At 72.9% G+C, this 18,955-nt stretch carries 15 protein-coding genes and 2 riboswitches; of the genes, 5 read left to right on the top strand and 10 right to left on the bottom strand.

Features of this window, described 5'->3' with window-relative positions:
* Positions 1 to 21 precede the first annotated feature (21 nt).
* Positions 22 to 339 (bottom strand): hypothetical protein, encoded by a 318-nt coding sequence (locus tag Q0283_RS02840; protein WP_183523241.1) that lies wholly within the window; start codon positions 337 to 339, stop codon positions 22 to 24.
* Between the two features lie 73 nt (positions 340 to 412).
* On the opposite strand from Q0283_RS02840, the gene Q0283_RS02835 reads away from it, so the two are divergent.
* The 4 genes from Q0283_RS02835 (at position 413) to Q0283_RS02820 (ending at position 3,971) form a co-directional block, all read left to right on the top strand.
* Positions 413 to 1,570, top strand: a complete 1,158-nt coding sequence (locus Q0283_RS02835; protein WP_183523239.1) for an NADH:flavin oxidoreductase/NADH oxidase — start codon at positions 413 to 415, stop codon at positions 1,568 to 1,570.
* A gap of 22 nt (positions 1,571 to 1,592) precedes the next feature.
* A complete protein-coding gene (locus Q0283_RS02830) occupies positions 1,593 to 2,369 on the top strand; it encodes a glutamine amidotransferase (protein WP_298042755.1) in 777 nt (258 codons plus the stop codon).
* A gap of 66 nt (positions 2,370 to 2,435) precedes the next feature.
* Positions 2,436 to 2,975, top strand: a complete 540-nt coding sequence (locus tag Q0283_RS02825; RefSeq protein WP_010143666.1) for an NUDIX hydrolase family protein — start codon at positions 2,436 to 2,438, stop codon at positions 2,973 to 2,975.
* 3 nt (positions 2,976 to 2,978) lie between these two features.
* On the top strand, positions 2,979 to 3,971 hold the full coding sequence (locus Q0283_RS02820; protein WP_183530149.1) for a DUF6707 family protein: 993 nt from the start codon (positions 2,979 to 2,981) through the stop codon (positions 3,969 to 3,971).
* 1 nt (position 3,972) lies between these two features.
* Here Q0283_RS02820 and Q0283_RS02815 read toward each other — a convergent pair whose 3' ends face one another.
* Positions 3,973 to 5,073, bottom strand: coding sequence for an FUSC family protein (locus Q0283_RS02815; RefSeq protein WP_183530151.1), 1,101 nt, complete (start codon positions 5,071 to 5,073; stop codon positions 3,973 to 3,975).
* A 128-nt stretch (positions 5,074 to 5,201) separates the two neighbouring features.
* Here Q0283_RS02815 and tgt point away from each other — a divergent pair, with 128 nt between their 5' ends.
* A complete protein-coding gene (tgt, locus tag Q0283_RS02810) occupies positions 5,202 to 6,515 on the top strand; it encodes a tRNA guanosine(34) transglycosylase Tgt (protein ID WP_183530196.1) in 1,314 nt (437 codons plus the stop codon).
* Between the two features lie 66 nt (positions 6,516 to 6,581).
* Here tgt and Q0283_RS02805 read toward each other — a convergent pair whose 3' ends face one another.
* The 8 genes from Q0283_RS02805 to Q0283_RS02770 form a co-directional block, all read right to left on the bottom strand.
* Positions 6,582 to 8,408 (bottom strand): ABC transporter ATP-binding protein, encoded by a 1,827-nt coding sequence (locus Q0283_RS02805; protein WP_298042747.1) that lies wholly within the window; start codon positions 8,406 to 8,408, stop codon positions 6,582 to 6,584.
* A complete protein-coding gene (locus Q0283_RS02800) occupies positions 8,405 to 9,331 on the bottom strand; it encodes an ABC transporter permease (protein ID WP_183530155.1) in 927 nt (308 codons plus the stop codon). Before Q0283_RS02800 ends, Q0283_RS02805 begins: the two co-directional genes overlap by 4 nt.
* A complete protein-coding gene (locus Q0283_RS02795; protein WP_298042743.1) occupies positions 9,328 to 10,317 on the bottom strand; it encodes an ABC transporter permease in 990 nt (329 codons plus the stop codon). Before Q0283_RS02795 ends, Q0283_RS02800 begins: the two co-directional genes overlap by 4 nt.
* 123 nt (positions 10,318 to 10,440) lie before the next feature.
* Positions 10,441 to 12,279 (bottom strand): ABC transporter substrate-binding protein, encoded by a 1,839-nt coding sequence (locus Q0283_RS02790; RefSeq protein WP_298042740.1) that lies wholly within the window; start codon positions 12,277 to 12,279, stop codon positions 10,441 to 10,443.
* Between the two features lie 49 nt (positions 12,280 to 12,328).
* Positions 12,329 to 13,711, bottom strand: a complete 1,383-nt coding sequence (locus Q0283_RS02785; RefSeq protein WP_183530159.1) for an LLM class flavin-dependent oxidoreductase — start codon at positions 13,709 to 13,711, stop codon at positions 12,329 to 12,331.
* Between the two features lie 84 nt (positions 13,712 to 13,795).
* A riboswitch (SAM riboswitch) is annotated at positions 13,796 to 13,910 on the bottom strand.
* A 209-nt stretch (positions 13,911 to 14,119) separates the two neighbouring features.
* Positions 14,120 to 15,415 carry an acyl-CoA dehydrogenase family protein gene (locus Q0283_RS02780; RefSeq protein ID WP_255459795.1) on the bottom strand — a complete coding sequence of 432 codons (1,296 nt, stop codon included), beginning with the start codon at positions 15,413 to 15,415 and terminating at the stop codon, positions 14,120 to 14,122.
* Complete coding sequence (locus Q0283_RS02775; RefSeq protein ID WP_183530161.1) at positions 15,412 to 16,824, bottom strand: acyl-CoA dehydrogenase; 1,413 nt, start codon at positions 16,822 to 16,824, stop codon at positions 15,412 to 15,414. Before Q0283_RS02775 ends, Q0283_RS02780 begins: the two co-directional genes overlap by 4 nt.
* A 94-nt stretch (positions 16,825 to 16,918) precedes the next feature.
* Positions 16,919 to 17,034: riboswitch (SAM riboswitch) on the bottom strand.
* Between the two features lie 220 nt (positions 17,035 to 17,254).
* Positions 17,255 to 18,943 (bottom strand): AMP-binding protein, encoded by a 1,689-nt coding sequence (locus tag Q0283_RS02770; RefSeq protein WP_255459796.1) that lies wholly within the window; start codon positions 18,941 to 18,943, stop codon positions 17,255 to 17,257.
* Positions 18,944 to 18,955: the final 12 nt, after the last annotated feature.

Below are 18,955 nucleotides of genomic sequence, written 5' to 3'. Positions count from 1 at the left end.
GGGCCGGGCCCGGCCCGGCGTTCATCGTCCCGGGCCGACCGGCTCCCACCGGCCGCGGGCGCGGCGCAGGACCTCGAGCCGCCCGGTGGTGGCCACCTCCATCACCGCCAGCCGCATCTGCGCCGCGGCACTGAGGGCCGCGCGGTTCTCCCCGTCCCAGGTGGACTCCGGCACCGTGAACCGCAGGACGATCCGCGGCACCCGGGCCACCACCTCCAGGTCCTTGGCCTCCACCGTGTACACGGACGCCAGGGCGGCCTCCGCGGTGGCCATGACCTCCTCGGGGGCGTGGCCGGGCAGCAGGTCGCCGATCTGCAGGCGGACACGGAAGGAGGGCATGGGAGCCATTCTAGGAAGCGCCGGCCGGGGGACCGGCGGAATACGGCCGGGCCACCGCGTGGTTGTGCCCAGCATGAGCCTTCTCTTCGAACCCGCCACCGTGGCCGGCCAGACCCTCCGCAACCGCCTGATCCTGCCCCCGATGTGCCAGTACATCGTGGGCACGAAGGACGGCGTGCCCGGCCCCTGGCAGATGGTCCACCTGGGCGCGCGGGCGGCCGGTGGCTTCGGCATGGTCGTGGCGGAGGCCACCGCCGTCGTCCCCGAGGGGCGGATCTCCGACCAGGACACCGGGCTGTGGAACGACGCCCAACGCGACGCCTGGGCGCCGATCACCGACTTCATCCGCTCCCAGGGCGCCGTGCCCGGGATCCAGCTGGCCCACGCCGGGTCCAAGGCCTCCACCTGGCCGGCGCGTCCCGGTTTCGACCAGGGCCCCATCCCGCCGGAGGAGGGCGGCTGGGAGACCGTCTCGCCGTCGGGCATCCCCGCCGTCTCCGTGACCGCGCCCACCCGCGAGATGACCGAGGCTGAGATCGAGGAGGTCATCGCGGCCTTCGTCGCCGCGGCACGGCGCGCGGATGCCGCCGGCTTCGACGCGGTGGTGGTCCACGGCGCGCACGGTTACCTGCTGCACCAGTTCCTGTCCCCCGTCACCAACCACCGCACCGACCAGTGGGGCGGTTCCTTCGAGAACCGCACCCGCCTGGTGCGCCGCGTGGTCGCCGGCATCCGCGAGGTCTGGCCCGGTGACAAGGTCCTGGGCCTGCGGCTCTCGGGGTCCGACTGGGTGGAGAGCAGCTGGGCCGCGGAGGACACCGTGCGCCTGGTGCGCACGCTCGTGGCCGACGGGCTGGACTGGGTCGACCTGTCCTCCGGTGGCATCGGGGACACCTACCTCGGCCCGAAGGGCCCGGGGTACCAGGTGCCCCTCGCCGAGGCCGTGAAGCGTGGCACCGAGGACCTCGACCTGGCACCCGGGCGCGGCCTCACGGTGGACGGGCCCGACGGCGGCGCCCGCCGGCTGTTCGTCTCCACCGTCGGTTCCATCACCTCCGACGAGACGGCCGAGGCCGTCCTGGTCAACGACCGCGCGGACGCCGTCGGCATCGGCCGCGCCGCCCTGGTGCGCCCGAACTGGCCCGCCGAGGCGGCCCTGTCCCTGGGGGACGACCGCTTCCGCCAGTTCGTCGCCGCGCCCTACCACGGCGGCAAGTGGGGACGGTCCTGAACCGGCGACTACCCTGACTCAGGTGCTGCCCTTCCTGCTGATCCAGACTCGCGCGGACGACGCCGTCGCCGCGGACGAGGTCCGCTCCACCACCGTCCTGGGCGGTTTCGGCCCCGGCGAGCTGGTCACGCTGCGGCTGGACCGGGTCGTCGCGGCCGCGGGGCCGTCCTCGGGCGGGACGGCGGACCTGGACTGGGCGCAGCTGGTGCCCCGGCACTCCGGGGTGATCGTGGGTGGCAGTCCCTTCACCTCCTCGGACCCGGACGAGTTCAAGTCCGACCTGCAGATCGTGGTGGAGGCCGAGCTGCGCCGGCTGCTGGACGTCGTCCTCGAGCGGGACGTGCCCTTCCTGGGCGCCTGCTACGGGGTCGGCACCCTCGGGCTGCACCAGGGTGCCACGGTGGACGGGACCTTCGGGGAACCGGCCGGGGCCGTCGTCGTGCGCCTGACCGAGGCGGGGAGGACGGACCCGTTGCTGGCGGGCGTGGACCCGGAGTTCGAGGCCTTCGTGGGGCACAAGGAGGCCATCCGCACCCTGCCGGAGCACGCCGTGGTGCTGGTGGCCGGGGACGCCTGCCCGGTGCAGATGTTCCGGATCGGCCGGCACCAGTACGCCACCCAGTTCCACCCGGAGCTGGACCTGGAGGGACTGCTGTACCGGCTGGAGACCTACGCGGACAACGGCTACTACGACCCGGCCGAGGCCGAGGAGCTGTTCGCCCGGGTACGGGCGGCCACCGTGACCGAACCGCGCAAGGTGCTGGAGAACTTCCGGGCGCGGTACGCGCGGCGGGGCTGAGGCCCGTTTGGGGCCTCCCCGGTCAGGCGGCGTGACCGGCGCCCCGGACTCGGGTAGAACTGAGGCATGAGTGTTCGCACCCCCGACCCGAATCCCGGGTGGCTGTCGGAAGAGGATCTCTACGAGGCCCGCCGTCGCCTGCCCATGGTCTACGTGGAGGCCCTGCCCGTCCGCCTGGATGCCCTGGGGTACGTGTCGGAGATCGGCCTGCTGTACCTGGCCGACGGCGGCGGGCACCTGCGCCGCACCTTCGTGTCCGGCCGCGTGATGTACCGCGAGACCGTCCGGGCCGCGCTGATGCGTCACCTGGAGAAGGACCTGGGCCCGCTGGCGCTGCCCCAGCTGCCGCCCTCGATCACCCCCTTCACGGTGGCCGAGTACTTCCCCTCCCCGTCCGAGACGGGCCTGACGGACGACCGCCAGCACGTGGTGTCCCTGGCCTACCTCGTCCCGGTCACCGGTGAGTGCCAGCCCCGCGGCGACGCCCTCGAGCTGACCTGGCTGACCCCCGAGGAGGCGCTGAGCGACGCGATCCAGGCCGAGTTCATCGGCGGCCGTGGCAACCTGGTGCGCCAGGCGCTGGCCCACGTGGGCTGGGGGCGCTGACCCATGTCCGCACCGAACACGGCCGGCCCGGGCGCCGGCTCCGCCGCCTCGCCCGCCTCCGCCGCGTCCTCCCCCGCGCGCCCCGTCTCCTCCCCGCGGTCCCGGCACGACATCGGCGGGGACTACCTGCGCTCCGTCAAGGCCCAGCAGGTCCAGCCCGGTGACCGGTTCCTGACCCGCAGGGGTGAGCCCTCCGCCCCCGTGACGCAGACCCGCATCACCCGGGACGACTTCGGCACCCCCGCCCTCGTCATCGCCACCCTGGCGGACGAGCGGCAGGTCCGGATCGCCTTCGGCTCCACCATCAGGGTGCGCACCCACCGGCCCGCCCCGGCACTGGACACCGCGGCGGACCTGGCCCCCGTCCAGGCGGGGTCCCCGGAGTCCGTCGTGGTGGAGATCGCCCAGCGCCACCCCGACGACCAGCGCCTGCTGGCCCTGGCCGCCAAGCTCTCGCGCGGGATCAACATGCGCTCGGGTGCCCAGCTCGAGGACATCGACACCATGGCCCGGTACCTCTTCGTGGACCTGGACGACTCCGACGGCGCGCTGCAGGCGACCACGCTGCTGACCTCGCTGCCCTTCGACGGGGCGATGGGCCGGTGGAAGTCGATCGAGTCGGCCCTGGCGCTGGCCGCGAACATCCACCACCACCGCGGCGAGCGGGCCGAGGCCGAGGCGACCGGGGCGCGGTTGCGCGAGCCCGACGAGGCCGAGCCGGACCCCATCCGCGCCCAGCGGCAGGCGGAGTTCCGCCAGCGCCAGCTCAACGAGCCGAACCTCTACGACCGGGAGATCCTGCGCGCCGAGAGCGCCGGGGACCTCGCGGCAGAGCGCGGGTGGCGCGAGTCCCGCCTCTCCACGCTGTTCTACCTGCGGGCCCGCGGGGGCTCCGAGACCTACACCGGCGAGGAGCTGGACCGCCTGGTCCGGCTCGAGGTCCAGGCCCTCCGCGAGCTCGCGGACCGGCAGGCGGCGGCCGGCCCCGAGGCCTGACTCAGTCGCGGGCCTCGGTGGCCGGGTCGGCGTCGTGCCGGACCCACTTGCGCCAGGCCCAGGGGTAGAGCACGCAGGCCACGCCGACGGCCGCGCCGATGACGGTCTCGATGAACCGGTCCCTCAGCAGCGCGGGGCCGTCGACCGGTGAACCGGTGCCCACCGTGACCAGGACGGTGGACAGCAGCGCCAGCGGGGTGACCACCACCTGGGCCAGCACGTACTGCCGGGCGATGTAGAGCTCGGCCAGGGTCTGGAAGAGGGCGATGATGAGGATCATCAGCCAGGGCTCCGGCCGGAGCCAGAGGATCCCGGCCATCAGGATCAGCCCGAGGAAGGTGCCGATGACCCGCTGCAGGCCGCGGTTGACGCGGTACCGGGTGGAGTGCCCGGCCAGCGGGACGACGGCGGCGACCATGGCCCAGTAGTTGTGCTCGATGCCCAGCGCGGGCCCCAGCGCCGTGGCCAGGGAACCCGCGGTCCCGGCGGCGATCGCGTACCACAGGGCCTCGAGCCAGATGATCCGGTGCTCGTCCGAGGTGGACCGGTCCCGGGGGGTCCAGGTGATCGGCTGCCGGCGGGACGGCAGGACGCGCGAGCCCAGGCCCACCACCACGGCCCACGCCACCACGGCCACCGCGGTCAGCATCGCCTCGCCGAGCGGGGGCTGGTAGGGCACCGAGGCCACGGCGGCGAAGGCGAAGATGTGGAACAGCGAGCCCGCCGGGCGCAGCCTCCAGTACCCGGCGACCACCGTGCAGAGGCCGGCCACCACGGTGGTCAGGCCGACCAGCGCCCAGGGGCTCTCGGACTCGGAGACGCCGCTGCGTCCGGCCAGGGTGGCCGCCAGGATGACCGCGATCATCAACAGTCCGGCCCGCAACTGCATGTGCAACCGGACCCCGTGCGTGGTGTTGCGGCCGTAGATGCCGGTGAACGCCCCGAAGGAGGCGAAGATCGCCAGGTCGATCCGGTCCATCAGCAGCAGCACCAGCAGCGGGACCAGCACCGTGATGCCGCAGCGGATCCCGACCTCGTGGTCCTTGTTCGCCGGCGCGATGGTGAACAGCGACGGGACCGGGTTGAGGTCCGACATCCGCATGCACGCCTCCCCTCTCCCGTGGTGGTCCTGATGGCTCCTGACTGATACATACCATGGAGGACGTGCCTGAAACCGTTGACTCCCGCCCTGAAGTGACCCACCAGACCCGTGACCGTGAGGCCGGTGACATGCCGGCCCCGGCCTCGCCGCGGGACGCCGGCTTCGTCGTCGGGAGCCGGCTGACCGGTCCGGACGGGACCGCGATGGCCGGGCGCACCGGGACCATCACCACCCCGCACGGGCTGATCCAGACCCCCGCGTTCATCCCCGTGGCCACGCAGGCCACCGTCAAGGCCGTCCTGCCGGAGGCGATGGGCGAGATCGGCGCCCAGGCGCTGCTGGCCAACGCCTACCACCTGTACCTGCAGCCCGGCCCGGACATCCTCGACGAGGCCGGCGGCCTGGGGGCGTTCATGAACTGGTCCGGGCCCACCTTCACGGACTCCGGCGGCTTCCAGGTGATGAGCCTGGGCTCGGGGTTCAAGAAGGTGATCGACATGAAGGGACCGGCCGCACCGTCCGGGCAGGGGGCGGACGACGCGGTGGCCCCCGGCAAGGAGCGGCTGGCCAACGTGGACGAGGACGGGGTCTGGTTCAAGTCCCACCTGAACGGGGACCGGCACCGGTTCACCCCCGAGGTCTCGGTGGGCATCCAGCACCAGCTGGGCGCGGACATCATGTTCGCCTTCGACGAGCTGACCACGCTGCACAACTCGCGCGGTTACCAGGAGGAGGCGCTGGAGCGCACCCGCCGCTGGGCCCAGCGCTGCCTGGACGAGCACGCCCGCCTGACCGGCGAGCGCGCGGCGAAGCCCTACCAGGCCCTGTTCGGGGTCATCCAGGGCGCCCAGTACGAGGACCTGCGGCGCAAGGCCTGCCGGGACCTGGCCGCCATGACCACGGAGTTCCCCGACGACGGCGGGGTCACCTCACACGGCTTCGACGGCTACGGGATCGGCGGGGCGCTGGAGAAGGAGAACCTCGGCACGATCGTGGGCTGGTGCGTGGAGGAACTGCCCGAGGACAAGCCGCGGCACCTGCTGGGGATCTCCGAGCCGGACGACCTGTTCACGGCGGTGGAGAACGGGGCGGACACCTTCGACTGCGTCTCCCCCACCCGCGTGGCCCGCACCGGCGCGTTCTACACCGCCGAGGGCCGCTTCAACCTGCCCGGTGCGCGCTACAAGCGGGACTTCTCCCCCCTGGAGGAGGGCTGCGACTGCTACACCTGCGCGCACTACACCCGGGCCTACATCCACCACCTGATCAAGGCCAAGGAGATGGTGTCCCACACGCTGATCTCCCTCCACAACGAGCGGTTCACCGTCCGCCTGGTGGACCGGATGCGCGCCGCCATCCAGGACGGGACGTTCTGGGACCTGAAGGACGAGGTGCTCGGACGGTACTACGCCTCGTCCCGGCGGGCCCCCTCATCGCTGTGACACGTTCCCGCGCCCACCGGGTCCGGGAGCGCGGGAACGTGTCACCGGGGTGGCCGCGGTGCCGCCCTAGCGGGACGCCACGTGCGTGGACAGCTGCTCGAGGGACTCCAGCAGCTCCCGGGTGTACGGGTGGCGCGGGGCACCGAAGACCTCGTCGGCCGGTCCGTGTTCCACCGCCTCGCCGTCCTTCATCACCAGGATCTCGTCGCTCATGTGGTGGATGACGCCCAGGTCGTGGGAGATGAACAGGTAGGTGGTGCCGAGGGTCTCCTGCAGTTCGGTGAGCAGGTCCAGCACCTGGGCCTGGACGGAGACGTCCAGGGCGGAGACGGCCTCGTCCAGCACCACGACCCGCGGTTCCGGTGCCAGCGCCCGGGCGATGGCCAACCGCTGCCGCTGGCCCCCGGACAGCCGCAGCGGGTGCTTGGCGAGGTGCTCGGGGGCCAGGCCCACCAGTCGCGCCCAGTGGTCGGCCCGCTCGGCCAGCTCCGCCCGGTGGGCCCGCCGTGCCCGGCCCGAGGCGAACGGCCCGGGGGCCGAGCCGGCGTCGAGGGCGTCGGTGAGGATCCGCCGGCCGGTCCAGCGCGGGTCGAAGGAGCTCAACGGGTCCTGGTAGACCACGGTGACCTCCCGGCGCCGCGGCCGGCGCCCCGCGACGGACAGCTCGCTCCACGGCGCCCCCTCCAGCAGCACGGTGCCGGCGTCCGGGGCCACGAAGCCCAGGGCCATGGAGGCCGTGGTGGACTTGCCGGACCCGGACTCCCCCACGATGCCCAGGGTCTGCCCGGCCCGCACGTCGAAGGAGACGTCCCGGACCACGGCCCGGTCCCTCCCGTCCGGCCCCCGGTAGGACTTGGTCAGCCCGCGCGCGGTGAGCACGGCGGGAGGCCCCGCCTCGGCCCTCCGCGTGCCGGCCGGCACCGTCCCCCCGGGCCGCTCCGCGGCCCGACCCCGGCCGGCCTCGGTGAGGTACTCGCCCTTGGTGTGGCCGGAGGGCACGGCGTCCAGCAGCTGGCGGGTGTAGGGGTGCTGCGGGTCGGCCAGCACCTCCGCCGCCGTGCCCGCCTCGACGATCCGGCCGCCCTGCATGACGAGCACCCGGTCGGCCAGCCGGCCGACCACGGAGAAGTCGTGGCTGATCAGCAGGATCGCGGTGCCCTGGTCCTTGCGCTGGGCCAGGACGTCGAGCACCTGGGCCTGGACGGTGACGTCGAGGGCGGTGGTCGGCTCGTCGGCCACCACGAGCGCGGGATGGTTGGCGATGGCCGAGGCGATCAGCGCCCGCTGGCGCAGGCCCCCGGAGAGCTGGTCGGGACGCTGACCGGCCCGCAGCCGCGGCTCCGGAACGCCGACCTCGGCCAGCAGCTGCTCCACCCGGGCGGAACGCTCGGCACGGCCCCGGACCCCGTGCAGGCGCAGGGACTCCCCGATCTCGGCGCCCACCGTGCGCAGCGGGTCCAGGGAGACCAGCGCATCCTGGAGGATGAAGCCCACGTCCCGGCCGCGGATGGACTTCCAGTCCCCGTCCTGCAGCGTGAGCACGTCCCGGCCGAAGAGGGTGGCGGTGGTGGCCTCCACGTGGGCGTTCGGGCCGGTCAGGCCGATCAGCGTGCGGGCGGTCACCGACTTGCCGGACCCGGACTCACCGATGACCGCCACGCACTCGCCGGGACGGATGTCCACGGAGAGGTCGTGGACCACGTGGCGGCGACGGCCGAGGGCGTCGGTGAACCAGACGTTGAGGTCCTCCAGGACGGCCAGGGCGCCGGTGCCGGCGGGTGCGACCGCGGTGGCGGGAGGTCCTGAGGTGGCGGGGGCGCCCGGGCCGGTGGTGGACCGGACGGATCCTGCGGGGGCCAGGGCGGGGATGACGGTGTCGATCAGGGCGTTCATGAGCGGTCTCCTTCGAGGGTGGACTCCACGTGGCGGCCCAGGACGGTGGCGGTCAGGGCGGCGGCCAGGACGGCAAGTCCCGGGATGATCTCCAGCCACCAGGCGGCGGTGATGTAGGGGCGCCCGGCTTCCAGCAGGGCACCCCACTCCGGCGACGGCGGGGCCACGCCGAAGCCGAGGAACGCCAGGCCGGAGGCCCAGACGATGGACTGGCCGATGCCCAGCGTCAGCACCGCCAGCAGCGGGCGCAGCGCGTTGGGCAGCACGTGCCGGGTGAGGATCCTCGCCGGGTGGTGGCCCAGCGCGCGGGCGGCCTGGACGTAACCGGAGCGGCGCACCGACATCACCTGGGCGCGGACCATCCGGGCGTAACCGGGGGCGATGCCCAGGCCGACGGCCAGGATGAGGGTCTGCACCGACGGCCCGTAGACGGCGATGAACACCATGGCCAGCAGCAGGATCGGGAAGGCGAACAGCACCTCGATGCCGCGGCCGATGATCGCGTCCGCCCAGCGGCCACCGAGCGCGGCCCAGGACCCGAGGACCACGGCCAGCCCCACCCCCACGCCGGTGGCGCCCAGGCCGATCAGCAGGGAGGACCCGGTGCCGTGGACGATCCGCGAGTAGAGGTCCCGGCCGGACTGGTCCGTGCCGAACCAGTGGTCCGGCCCCGGCGGGGCCAGCGGGGCGTCCAGGTCGATGGCCCGGGGGTCCGCGGTCGCCAGCAGCCCGGGGGCGAACGAGGCGATCACCAGCAGCATCGCGAACGCGCCGGCGATCCAGACGGTGGCCGGCACGCGGCGCCAGGACGCGGAGGCGCGGGCGGTGCGGTCCGCGGTGCCGGGACCCGGGGTGGGCGATGCCGGGCCACCGGGGACGGACACCCGGCCGGCAGGTGCGGGGGTCAGGGGCGTGGTGCTCATGCTGCCTCCTTCAGGCGGGGGTCGACGAGGATGTAGGCGGTGTCCACCACGAGGTTGGTGATCACGTAGATCACGGCCACGAGCATCACCACGCCGCACACCACCGGGAGGTCGCGGCCGTTGACCGCGGTGACGAGGACCCGGCCGAGGCCGGGGCGGGCGAAGACGTTCTCGGCGATCACGGCCGCGGAGAACTGGGCCCCGACCGCCCACCCGGTCAGGCTCAGGCCCGGCAGCAGGGAGTGGCGCAGCACGTGGCGCAGTCTCACGCCCCCGTCGGACATGCCCCGGGCGCGGGCGGTGAGGACGAAGGGGGCGTCCAGGGTGCGTTCGAACTCGGTGCGCATCACCTGGGCGAGGAAGCCGGCCAGCGGGATGCCGAGCGTCAGGGCCGGAAGCACCAGGCCGGCCGCGCCGCTGCCCGAGACCACGGGGAAGATCCCGAGCCACAGGGCGAAGACCACCAGCAGGATGATGCCGAGCCAGTACTGCGGCAGCGCCGCCGCCGCGGACTCCAGGCCGGAGAAGATCCTCGAGACCCAGGGGGTGCGCCGGGCGGTGAGCACCAGGAGCACCACGGCGATCACCCAGGCGATGGCCAGGGCCGTGAAGGTCAGCACCACGGTGGGCGCGATCTGGTCGCCGATCACGGTGGTGACGGGCTGGTAGAGGGTGTAGGAGATCCCCAGGTCGCCGCGCAGCAGGCCGCCCAGGAAGTCCAGGTACTGCACGATCAGCGGATCGTCGAACCCGAACGCCTCGTTGATCGGCGCGAGCTCCTCCGGGGTGCGCTCCTGGACCTGGCCGGTCTGCTGGTTCAGCAACAGGGTGGCGCGGTCACCGGGCAGCAGGACCTGGATGAGGAACGTGATGGTGGCCGCCGCCCACACGACGAACACGGCCCCGAGGGCCTTGCGGCCGACGGCGAGGGCCACCGCGGCCGGTGACGGCCGGTTGCCGCGGGGCGGGCGGTCCCGTGCTGCCACCGGGTCCGCAGCGGGGGACGAGGCGGGGGGTGAGGCGGGGTGCGATACGGGGGCTGATGCCGGGTGCACCGGCGGTGGGACGGTGGGTGACGGGCTGGGGTGTCGGGTGCTCAGGGACATGGGTCAGTCCTCGTTCTCGACCGGGGCGTCCGCACTGTCTGCGGTGTCCGGGATGTCTGCGGTGTCCGGGGTGAGGGTGCCGGAGGCGTCCCGGGCGTCCTGGGAGGTGAAATGGGCGTCGTGGAACACCGGGCCGCCCTGGGCGGGGTCGAGCCAGAGACCCGTGACGTCCCCGCCCACGGCCAGCGTGTTGGTCTGGGTGTACAGGCCGATCGCCGGGGCCAGTTCGCTGAGTTCGTGCTGGGCCTGGGAGAACCGCTCCGTGACCTCCTCGGGCGTGGGGGCCTGCAGCGCGGACTGGATGGTCGCGAACACCCGGGACTCGTCCAGGAACGTGGTGTTGGCCCCGTTCGGCGCCTCCTCGGTGGAGGGGCGGTAGTTGATGTTCAGGATCCCGGCGTGCGGGCTCGTCCAGTACCCCACCTGGGCGTCATAGCTCTCCGGGGTGGAGAACGCACCCCCGAAGAACTCGGACGGCGTGCCCGGGCGCAGCACCAGGTCGAAGCCTGCGGCCCGTGCCTGCTCCTGGAAGTTCTGGATCACGGTGTTGCCGTCCGGGGTGATGATGCTGTTCAGGCCGTAGACCACGAGCGCCTGCAGGCGTCGGCCGTCCTTCGTCCGGGTCCCGTCGGGGTCCCGGCCGGTCCAGCCGGCCTGGTCCAGCAGCTCGTTGGCCCGGTGCAGGTCGAACGGGTACTCGGCGGCGGCGTCCTCGTCGTAGTCCGGGGTGGTCTGGGAGAGGTAGCCGCTGGGCTCGAAGGGGACGGTGCCGAGGAAGGCCGAGGCCACGTTGGCCTCCCGGTCCGTGGCGAAGCTCAGGGCCTGGCGGACCTGCTGGTCCGTGAAGATGCCCCGCTGCGTGTTCAGGCTCATCACCACGGGCCGGCCCGGGGTGATGTACTGCGTGAAGTCGTAGTCCTCGCGGGCCTGGGCGATGTTCACGGCCGGCACCTCGCCGATCGCATCCATCTCCCCGGACAGCAGCGAACCGTACCGGGACGTGTTGTCCGGGACGATGTTCCACCGGATGCCCGCCACGTGGGCCGGGCCCTGGTGCCGGGCGTTCTGCGGCGCCCAGTCGTAGTCGTCATTGCGCTCGAACTCGATGTACTCCCCGCGCTTCCAGTCCTTGACGGTGAACGGCCCGGAGCCGATGGGCTCGGTGCAGTTCTCCTCATCGGTGCGGGACTGCAGGGCCGTGGGTGACTGCAGGCCGAAGTAGGACTGGGAGATGGTGGACAGGAACGGGGAGAACGGGGCGGACAGGTGGATCCGGACGGTGTGCTCGTCCAGCACCTCCGAGTGGTCGTAGAACCCGCCGAGGTGGGCGGCGGCGGTGCCGTTGCCGCCGTCCAGCCAGTAATCGAAGTTGTAGGCCACGGCCTCGGCGTCCAGGGCGGTGCCGTCCGTGAAGGTCACGTCCTCGCGCAGCCGCAGCGTCCAGGCCCGGCCGTCCTCCGACACCTCCCAGCCGGTGGCGATCCAGGGGACCACCGAGCCGTCCTCGGTGTGGGACACCAGGTTGTCCAGGACCTGGCGGGCGGTGAAGTTCTCCTGGATCCAGCCGCCGAAGATGCAGTTGGGCTCCTGGAGGTGGCCGTACTCGATCACGCCGCCCTGGACCGGCCCGGCACCGGCGGCGCCGGTCAGCGCCGCCTGGTCCGGGCCGGCGTCGGGATCCGTTCCGGCGCCGCGACCGGTGCCGGGACCTGCGGAGCAGGCGCTCAGGACCAGCGTGGCCGCGGTCAGGACGGCGAGCCCGGTGGTCCGGGGCCCGGGGAGTCGAGGGGTGCGGGGCGTCGTCCGGAGTCCGGGCGCGCTCGGGGAAGGTGGGGTGCTCATGGGGTTCCTTTCGCCGTGATCCAGCGCAGGCAGAAGTGGGTGGTGGGGCTCAGGCCCCGGTCGGCACGGTGGCGAAGGCGCCCCGGTACCGGGCGGCCGGGTGCGTCTGGGGCAGGCGGTCCCGGCCGAAGAGCTTCTGGCGCAGGGTGCCCGGCGCGTACTCGGACTGCGCCAGGCCGCGCTCGCGCAGCACGGGCAGGACCTGGTCCGCGAACTCCTCGAAGGAACCGGGGATCACCCAGTTGATGACATTGATGCCGTCCACGCCGGCGTCCTGCCAGTCCTGGAGCCGGTCCGCGATCTGCTCGGGGGTGCCCACCAGGCGGTTGTTGCGGTGGCTGCGCCAGGCGACGTCGGCGACCACGGGCTCGCGGTCCGTGATGGCCTTGGAGGTCCACTCGGAGAAGCCCTTCTGGGTGTTGGTCTCCAGGTCTTTCAACGGGGTCTCGGGAGGGTAGACACGGCCGTCCGGGTCGACCAGGGCGGCGTGGGCCAGGTAGCCCTCCACGGAGGCGTACTCCTCGTACTCGGCCAGCGTGCGCCGGGCCTGCTGCTCCGTCTCGCCGATGACGAAGCTCAGGCCCTGGAAGAACTTGATGTCCTCCGGTGCCCGGCCGGCCTCGACGGCGCGGCGGCGGGTGTCCTCGATCTGCTGGCGGGCGATGTCCGGGGTCGCCGCGATGAGGAACACGGCCTCGGCGTTGCGGGCGGCGAAGTCCCGGCCGGAGGCGGAGGATCCCGCCTGGTACAGCAGCGGTGTCCGCTGCGGGGACGGTGAGGGCAGGTGCGGGCCCTCCACCGAGTAGCGCCGGCCCTCGTGGTGGATCTTGTGGACCTTCGCCGGGTCCGAGTACCGGGAGCCCTGCCGATCCTTGACGACCGCTCCCTCGTCCCACGAGCCCTCCCAGAGCTTGTAGGCGACGTCCACGTACTCCTCGGCCCAGGCGTAGCGCTCGGCGTGGTCGGTCAGCCGTGGCAGGCCGAAGTTGCGTGAACCGTTGTCCTGGGTCCCGGTGACGATGTTCCAGGCGATCCGGCCGTTCGAGATGTGGTCGAGCGTGGAGAGCTGGCGGGCGAACTGGAACGGGTGGGACTGGAAGACGTTGGAGGTGGTGGCCAGGCCCAGGTGCTCGGTCACCACGGCCAGCGCGCCGAGCAGCACGGTCGGGTCGTTGGAGGGGATCTGCAGGCCCTCGTTGACGTACACGGAGTAGTCGGCGTCGGCGTCGCCGTAGTGGCCGACGACGTCCGCGAAGAACATGGCGTCGAACCTCGCGGCCTCGAGGGTGCGGGCCAGGTCGATCCAGGTGCGGACGTCGGTGAACTCGGCCTGCCCGGCGTCGGGGCGACGCCACTGGCCGTGGTGGATGTGACTGGTGGTGTTCATGACGAAAGCGTTGAAGTGCAGGGGCGTGCGGGCGATGGGGGCCATGGTGTCTCTTCCCGGTCGGTGGCACTCCGGGGATGCCCGGAACGCACCGGGGCGCGCGCAGGCGGCCTCGATGCACCGGGCGGGGTGCCGTACTTGCCGGTCACGGGTGCGTGCCGGCCGAATCATCACCTGGAGCACCCCACTACAGCGAGAGGGTTGCTGTCCGGTCAGCCAGGGCTTATGGCCGGATCTCGTGATTCCGTTACCGAGCGTAGACCCCGGCGCCGGTCCCGCCAAGGGATCCGCCGGCACCGGTTAACGTCCCGTCATCCCCGGCCGGGGCGAGGGCCACCGGGTCCTTCCATGACGCCGGGGGGACATACGGCGACATCTGCGCGGGCCGGGCACGCGAAGGCCCCCGCCGTGCGGTGCACGACGGGGGCCGGTGGCGCAGGCCAGGACCGTGGGTCAGGCGGAACCGATGCGGTAGGACCGCGACGGCGGGGTGGCGTTGACCTCCCACTCGCCGATGATCCGCGCGCGGTAGATGAGCGGATTGTGGCTGGCCAGCACGCGCGCGTTGCGCCAGTGCCGGTCCAGGCGCCTCGACTGGCTCGTGGCCGAGGCCCCGCCCACCTCGAACAGCTGGGTCGCGGCGGCCAGCACGTTCTTCGCGATCACCTGCTGGGCCTGGTAGACGCGGACGTACAGGGCGTTGACGTCCTCCTCCGGCAGCACCTCGCCCCCGGCCTCGCGTTCGAGGATTCCTCCCAGGGCGGCGACCACCGCGTCGAGCGCCACGCGGGAGGCGAAGGCCGCCGAGGAGAGCTCACCGACCACCTGCAGCACCTGGGCGTCGTCACGGGGCAGTTCGGTCACCCCGTGACTGAAGGACCGGCGCCGGCCGCGTACGTAGTCCCCGGCGTCACGCACGATCGCCTCGGCGATGCCCGTCAGGGTCGCCAGGTGCAGGAACTGCCAGGACGCCTGGCCGGTGGCCACGCGGGTGCCGTCGTCCAGGCCGGAGGTGTAGACCTCCTCCGGGTCGACCGGGGTGTTGTCGAACACCGTGGTCCCCGAGGCCGTGAGCTGCTGGCCGAACCCGTCCCAGTCGTCCAGGAGCCGGACACCGGGGGCGTCCGCGGGCACGGTCGCGGCGATCTCCTCACCGCGGGCGTCGACCGCCGCCACGATGATCCAGTCCGCGTACAGGGACCCGGTCGAGTAGTACTTGGTGCCGTTGAGCCGCCAGGTGCCCTCGGCGTCCTGCACCAGCCGGGTGGTCCCCTCCCCCACCGCGTTGTTGACCTCGGTGATGGCGTTCCCGACGACGGCCCCCGCGCCCAGACGGCGCAGCCAGCGGTCCCGGAAGGCCGCGTCCGGGTGGCCCAGCACGTTCTCCTGGTTGATCAGGTGGGCACGCAGCGCCTGGGTCAGGTTGGAGTCCGCGGCGGCGAGCTCGACGATCAGCTCCGCGGACTGGGCGAAGCTCAGGCCGGCGCCGCCGTACTCCACCGGCACGCGCAACGAGGTGAAGCCGGCCTCGGCGAGGCGGCGCACGGCGTCGCGGTCGATGATCCGGTCCGCCTCCCGCGCGGCCGCGCTCGATGCGATGGACCGGAAGACCGGGTCCAGGCGCTCGCGGACCTGCACGAACCGCGCTGCGGACCGGTCGGCGGGGTGGTCCGCGGGCCGGCCGGGTGTCCCTGCCGTGGCCGGGGAACCGGCGAGCGGGGCGCGTCGTTCGGATGTCGTGGTCATCATGCTCCTTCGGTGGTGGATGCGGTGGGCGCTCCCGCGCCGGCGGCCGTGGCGCCGGCCCGCGGGTCGGAGTTGCGGGCGGTGGAGTGGAACGGCGGGACGGTGCCGTTGATCCGGTGGTCCCCGACCGCCTGGGTGCGGTAGATCAGCGGGGTGTGGCTGGCGACGGTGCGGGCGTTCAGCCAGTGCCGGTGCAGGTGCCGCGAGGCGTCCGTGGCGGAGGCGCCACCGGACTCGAAGATCTGGTTCGTGGCCTCGAGGATCAGCTCCGAGACCACGACGGTGGCCTCGGACAGGGCGACGTTGGCGCGGGTGTGGGCGTCCAGCACCACCGGGTCCTCGAGGTCCAGGTGGCCGCGCACGCTCCGGTAGGAGTCCTCGACGACGGCGGCGGCACCGGTCACGATGTGCCGGGCGGCGGAGACCTTGGCGGAGACGGAGCCGATGACCTGGTGGACCAGCGGGTCCTCGGCAGGGGTCTCGGCGGTGGCGTGGTCGTAGGTGCGCCGGCGAGCGCGCACGAAGTCCGTGATCGAGGACAGCGCGGCCACGCCGATGCCGGCCTGCGTGGCGGCCAGCACGACCCACAGCACCGCATAGGCCAGCACACCGGTGGGGACGTTGAACTCCTGGGTCCGGTGCGCACGCACGGGGACGTCGTCGAAGGTGGTGGTGCCGGAGGCGGTGAGTCGCTGTCCGAAGCCGTTCCAGTCATCGGTGCGCGTCACGCCCCGGTCCCTCGCGTCCACGATGGCGAAGATCGGTCCCTCGTCCTCGCGGCCGGGCCGGGTGGCCGTCACCAGCAGGTAGTCGGCGAAGACGGCCCCGGTGGAGTAGAACTTGTCCCCCGTGATCTCCGCGATCTCGGTGTCCCCGACCGCCGCGGCCGCCTGGGCGGTGTCCGGGTCCACGTCGACCCAGCGCACGGGACGCCTGCCCGCGGAGGGCGGCAACTCGACGAGGGCGTTGCCGAAGATCCTCCCCGCGGCCACCTCGGCGAGCCACCACTCCGACACTGCTCCCTGGGACTCGTTCTGGTGCTGCTCGGTGAACATGAAGTGCCCGTGCAGGGCCTGCGGCAGGTTCGAGTCCGCGGCGGCCAGGTCCACCAGCAGGCCGGTGAGCTGGGGAAGGCTGGCCCCGATCCCGCCGCGGTCGCGGGCGAGGCGGACCCGGGTGAATCCCGAGCCGCGCAGGTGCTCGATCGCGGCGAAGGCCAGTTCGTGGTCCTGCTCGCGCTGGTGGGCCCCTTCGGCGATGAGCCGGAAGACGGGGGCGAAGTGCTCGCTGAGCTGCGCGTCCGTGGGCGGTGTCCCGGCGGTGGCGGCCCTGAGCTCCTCGAAGCGGGGCAGTCCGGCCCGGGGGGCGTCACCGGGGACTGGGGTGTCCTGCGGGGTGGCGGTGTGGGTCACGAGGGAGCCTTTCGGTCATCCGTGGCACCCGGGGCCCGTGCGGGCCGCGCGGGGGATGCCCGGCCCGCGGCCGCGCGTGGTGTCCCCCGAGGTGGTGCCGTACTTGCCCGCAGCGGTCGCGTACGGGCCGAATCATCACCTGGAGCACCCCACTACGGAAGAGAGGGTTGCCGTCCGGCCAGCCAGGGCTTGACACCGGATCTCGTGATTCTGCAGCCACCGTAGGCGGCGGCCTGCGCCGGGCCAACCGTCGGGGTCATGTTTCGCCACCGCGGGTCACATAGCCCGCCCGTCCCGCTCGCGCACCCCGCGGATGACGCCCGATGACGCCATCAGGACATCGGCACCGGGTGACGTCGCCGGCACGGCATCCTCGTCACGGGGTGGGGCACGCCCCCCGGTGCGGGCGGTCCACCGCCCCTCGGTGGGCTCAGCCCGCCGCCGGGGCGCCGTCCCCGTCCTGCAGCGCCCGCAGGGTGTTCTTGCGGATCTTGCCGGTGGCGGTGCGCGGCAGCTCCTGCACGAACTCGACCCGGTCCGGGACCTTGAACCCGGCCAGGCCCTGCCGGCAGTGGGCCCGCAACTCGTCGGCGGTGACCTGCGCACCGGCCTCGGTCACCACGAACGCCACCGGGCGCTCACCCCACCGGTCGTCCTGGACACCCACCACGGCCACGTCGGAGACCTTCGGGTGGGCGTGCAGCACGCCCTCCACCTCGATGGAGGAGATGTTCTCCCCGCCGGAGATGATGATGTCCTTGGCCCGGTCCATCAGCTGGATGTAGCCGTCCGGGTACATCACCCCCAGGTCACCGGTGTGGTACCAGCCGCCCCGGAAGGCCTCCGCGGTGGCCTCGGGATTCTTGAAGTACTCCTTCATCACGCCGTTGCCGCGCAGCACCACCTCGCCGAGGGTCTCGCCGTCGGCGGGCACCCGGTTCAGGTCCGCGTCCATGACGGCCACCTCCCCGGCGTGCACCATGGGCACGCCCTGCCGGGCCATCAGCCGTGCCCGCTCGGCGGCGGGCAACCGCGCCCACGCCGGCTGCGGCTCGCAGATGGTGAACGGACCGTAGACCTCGGTCAGCCCGTAGACGTGCACGGGGGTGATGTTCAGCGACTCCAGCGCCTCGATGACCGACGGCGGCGGTGCGGCCCCCGCGGTGGTCATCCGCAGTTCCCGGTCCAGGGGGCGGGCGCGCTCGGACTCGTGGATCATGGCGCACACGATCGGCGCCCCGCACAGGTGGGTGATGCCCTCGTGGTCGAACGCGTCCCAGATGGCGTCCTGCCGCACGGCCCGCAGACAGACGTGGGTGCCCGCCGCGGACGTCACGGCCCACGGGGTGCACCAGCCGTTGCAGTGGAACATCGGCAGGGTCCACAGGTAGCGCGTGGCCCCGGTGTAGCCGTTGTGGAACACCGCGCCCTCGGCCGCCAGGTACGCGCCGCGGTGGGTGTAGAGCGCGCCCTTGGGCGGTCCGGTGGTGCCGGAGGTGTAGTTCAGGGTGATCGGTGCCTGCTCGTCCGCCACCCGCCAGGGCAGTTCGGGGCCGGCCGACCCCTGGGCGAGGAAGTCCTCGTAGGTGAGCGAGCCGGCGTCGGGGTCCACCGGGCCGGCGTGCCCGGCGTCGGTGTCCACGATCTCGACCACCAGGGGGGCCTGCGGGAGGTTCCCGACGACGTCGCGCACCGTGGCCACGACGTCACCGTCCGCGAACACGACCCGGGCCTCGGAGTGCTCCAGGATGTAGGCCAGCTCCCGGGCGGTCAGCCGCGGGTTGAGCGGGCTGAGCACGCCCCCGGCCAGGGGCACGGCGAAGTGCGCCATGAGCATGGCCGGGATGTTCGGGGCGATCACCGTGACCGTCTCACCCGGCTGGATCCGTGCCCGCACGGCCCGGGCCAGCTGCTGGACCTCCGCGGCGAACTCGCGGTACGTGGAGCGGCGGGCCCCGTAGACCACGGCCTCGCGGTCCGGGAACACGGCGGCGGCCCGGCCCAGGAATCCCAGGGGCGTGAGGGGTTCGGTGGAGGCGGCGTGGACGTCTGCCGGGGCGGCCGGTGCGGGCCCGGGCTGGGCCTGGGGCGGATGCTGCGTCATGGCGGGCTGTGTCATGGAGGTGATCCT

It is taken from the genome of uncultured Citricoccus sp., from assembly GCF_937871995.1.
Classification (GTDB): domain Bacteria; phylum Actinomycetota; class Actinomycetes; order Actinomycetales; family Micrococcaceae; genus Citricoccus.
Note: the sequence above shows the minus strand (reverse complement) of the source record. Positions and strands in the feature narration are given on the sequence as shown.

Excerpts from the sequence above, each read along its gene's own strand:
- Q0283_RS02840 (WP_183523241.1), bottom strand. The coding sequence starts at position 339 with ATGCCCTCCTTCCGTGTCCGCCTGCAGATCGGCGACCTGCTGCCCGGC.
- Q0283_RS02835 (WP_183523239.1), top strand. The coding sequence starts at position 413 with ATGAGCCTTCTCTTCGAACCCGCCACCGTGGCCGGCCAGACCCTCCGC.
- Q0283_RS02825 (WP_010143666.1), top strand. The coding sequence starts at position 2,436 with ATGAGTGTTCGCACCCCCGACCCGAATCCCGGGTGGCTGTCGGAAGAG.
- Q0283_RS02820 (WP_183530149.1), top strand. The coding sequence starts at position 2,979 with ATGTCCGCACCGAACACGGCCGGCCCGGGCGCCGGCTCCGCCGCCTCG.
- Q0283_RS02815 (WP_183530151.1), bottom strand. The coding sequence starts at position 5,073 with ATGCGGATGTCGGACCTCAACCCGGTCCCGTCGCTGTTCACCATCGCG.
- tgt (WP_183530196.1), top strand. The coding sequence starts at position 5,202 with ATGCCGGCCCCGGCCTCGCCGCGGGACGCCGGCTTCGTCGTCGGGAGC.
- Q0283_RS02805 (WP_298042747.1), bottom strand. The coding sequence starts at position 8,408 with ATGAACGCCCTGATCGACACCGTCATCCCCGCCCTGGCCCCCGCAGGA.
- Q0283_RS02800 (WP_183530155.1), bottom strand. The coding sequence starts at position 9,331 with ATGAGCACCACGCCCCTGACCCCCGCACCTGCCGGCCGGGTGTCCGTC.
- Q0283_RS02790 (WP_298042740.1), bottom strand. The coding sequence starts at position 12,279 with ATGAGCACCCCACCTTCCCCGAGCGCGCCCGGACTCCGGACGACGCCC.
- Q0283_RS02785 (WP_183530159.1), bottom strand. The coding sequence starts at position 13,711 with ATGGCCCCCATCGCCCGCACGCCCCTGCACTTCAACGCTTTCGTCATG.
- Q0283_RS02780 (WP_255459795.1), bottom strand. The coding sequence starts at position 15,415 with ATGATGACCACGACATCCGAACGACGCGCCCCGCTCGCCGGTTCCCCG.
- Q0283_RS02770 (WP_255459796.1), bottom strand. The coding sequence starts at position 18,943 with ATGACACAGCCCGCCATGACGCAGCATCCGCCCCAGGCCCAGCCCGGG.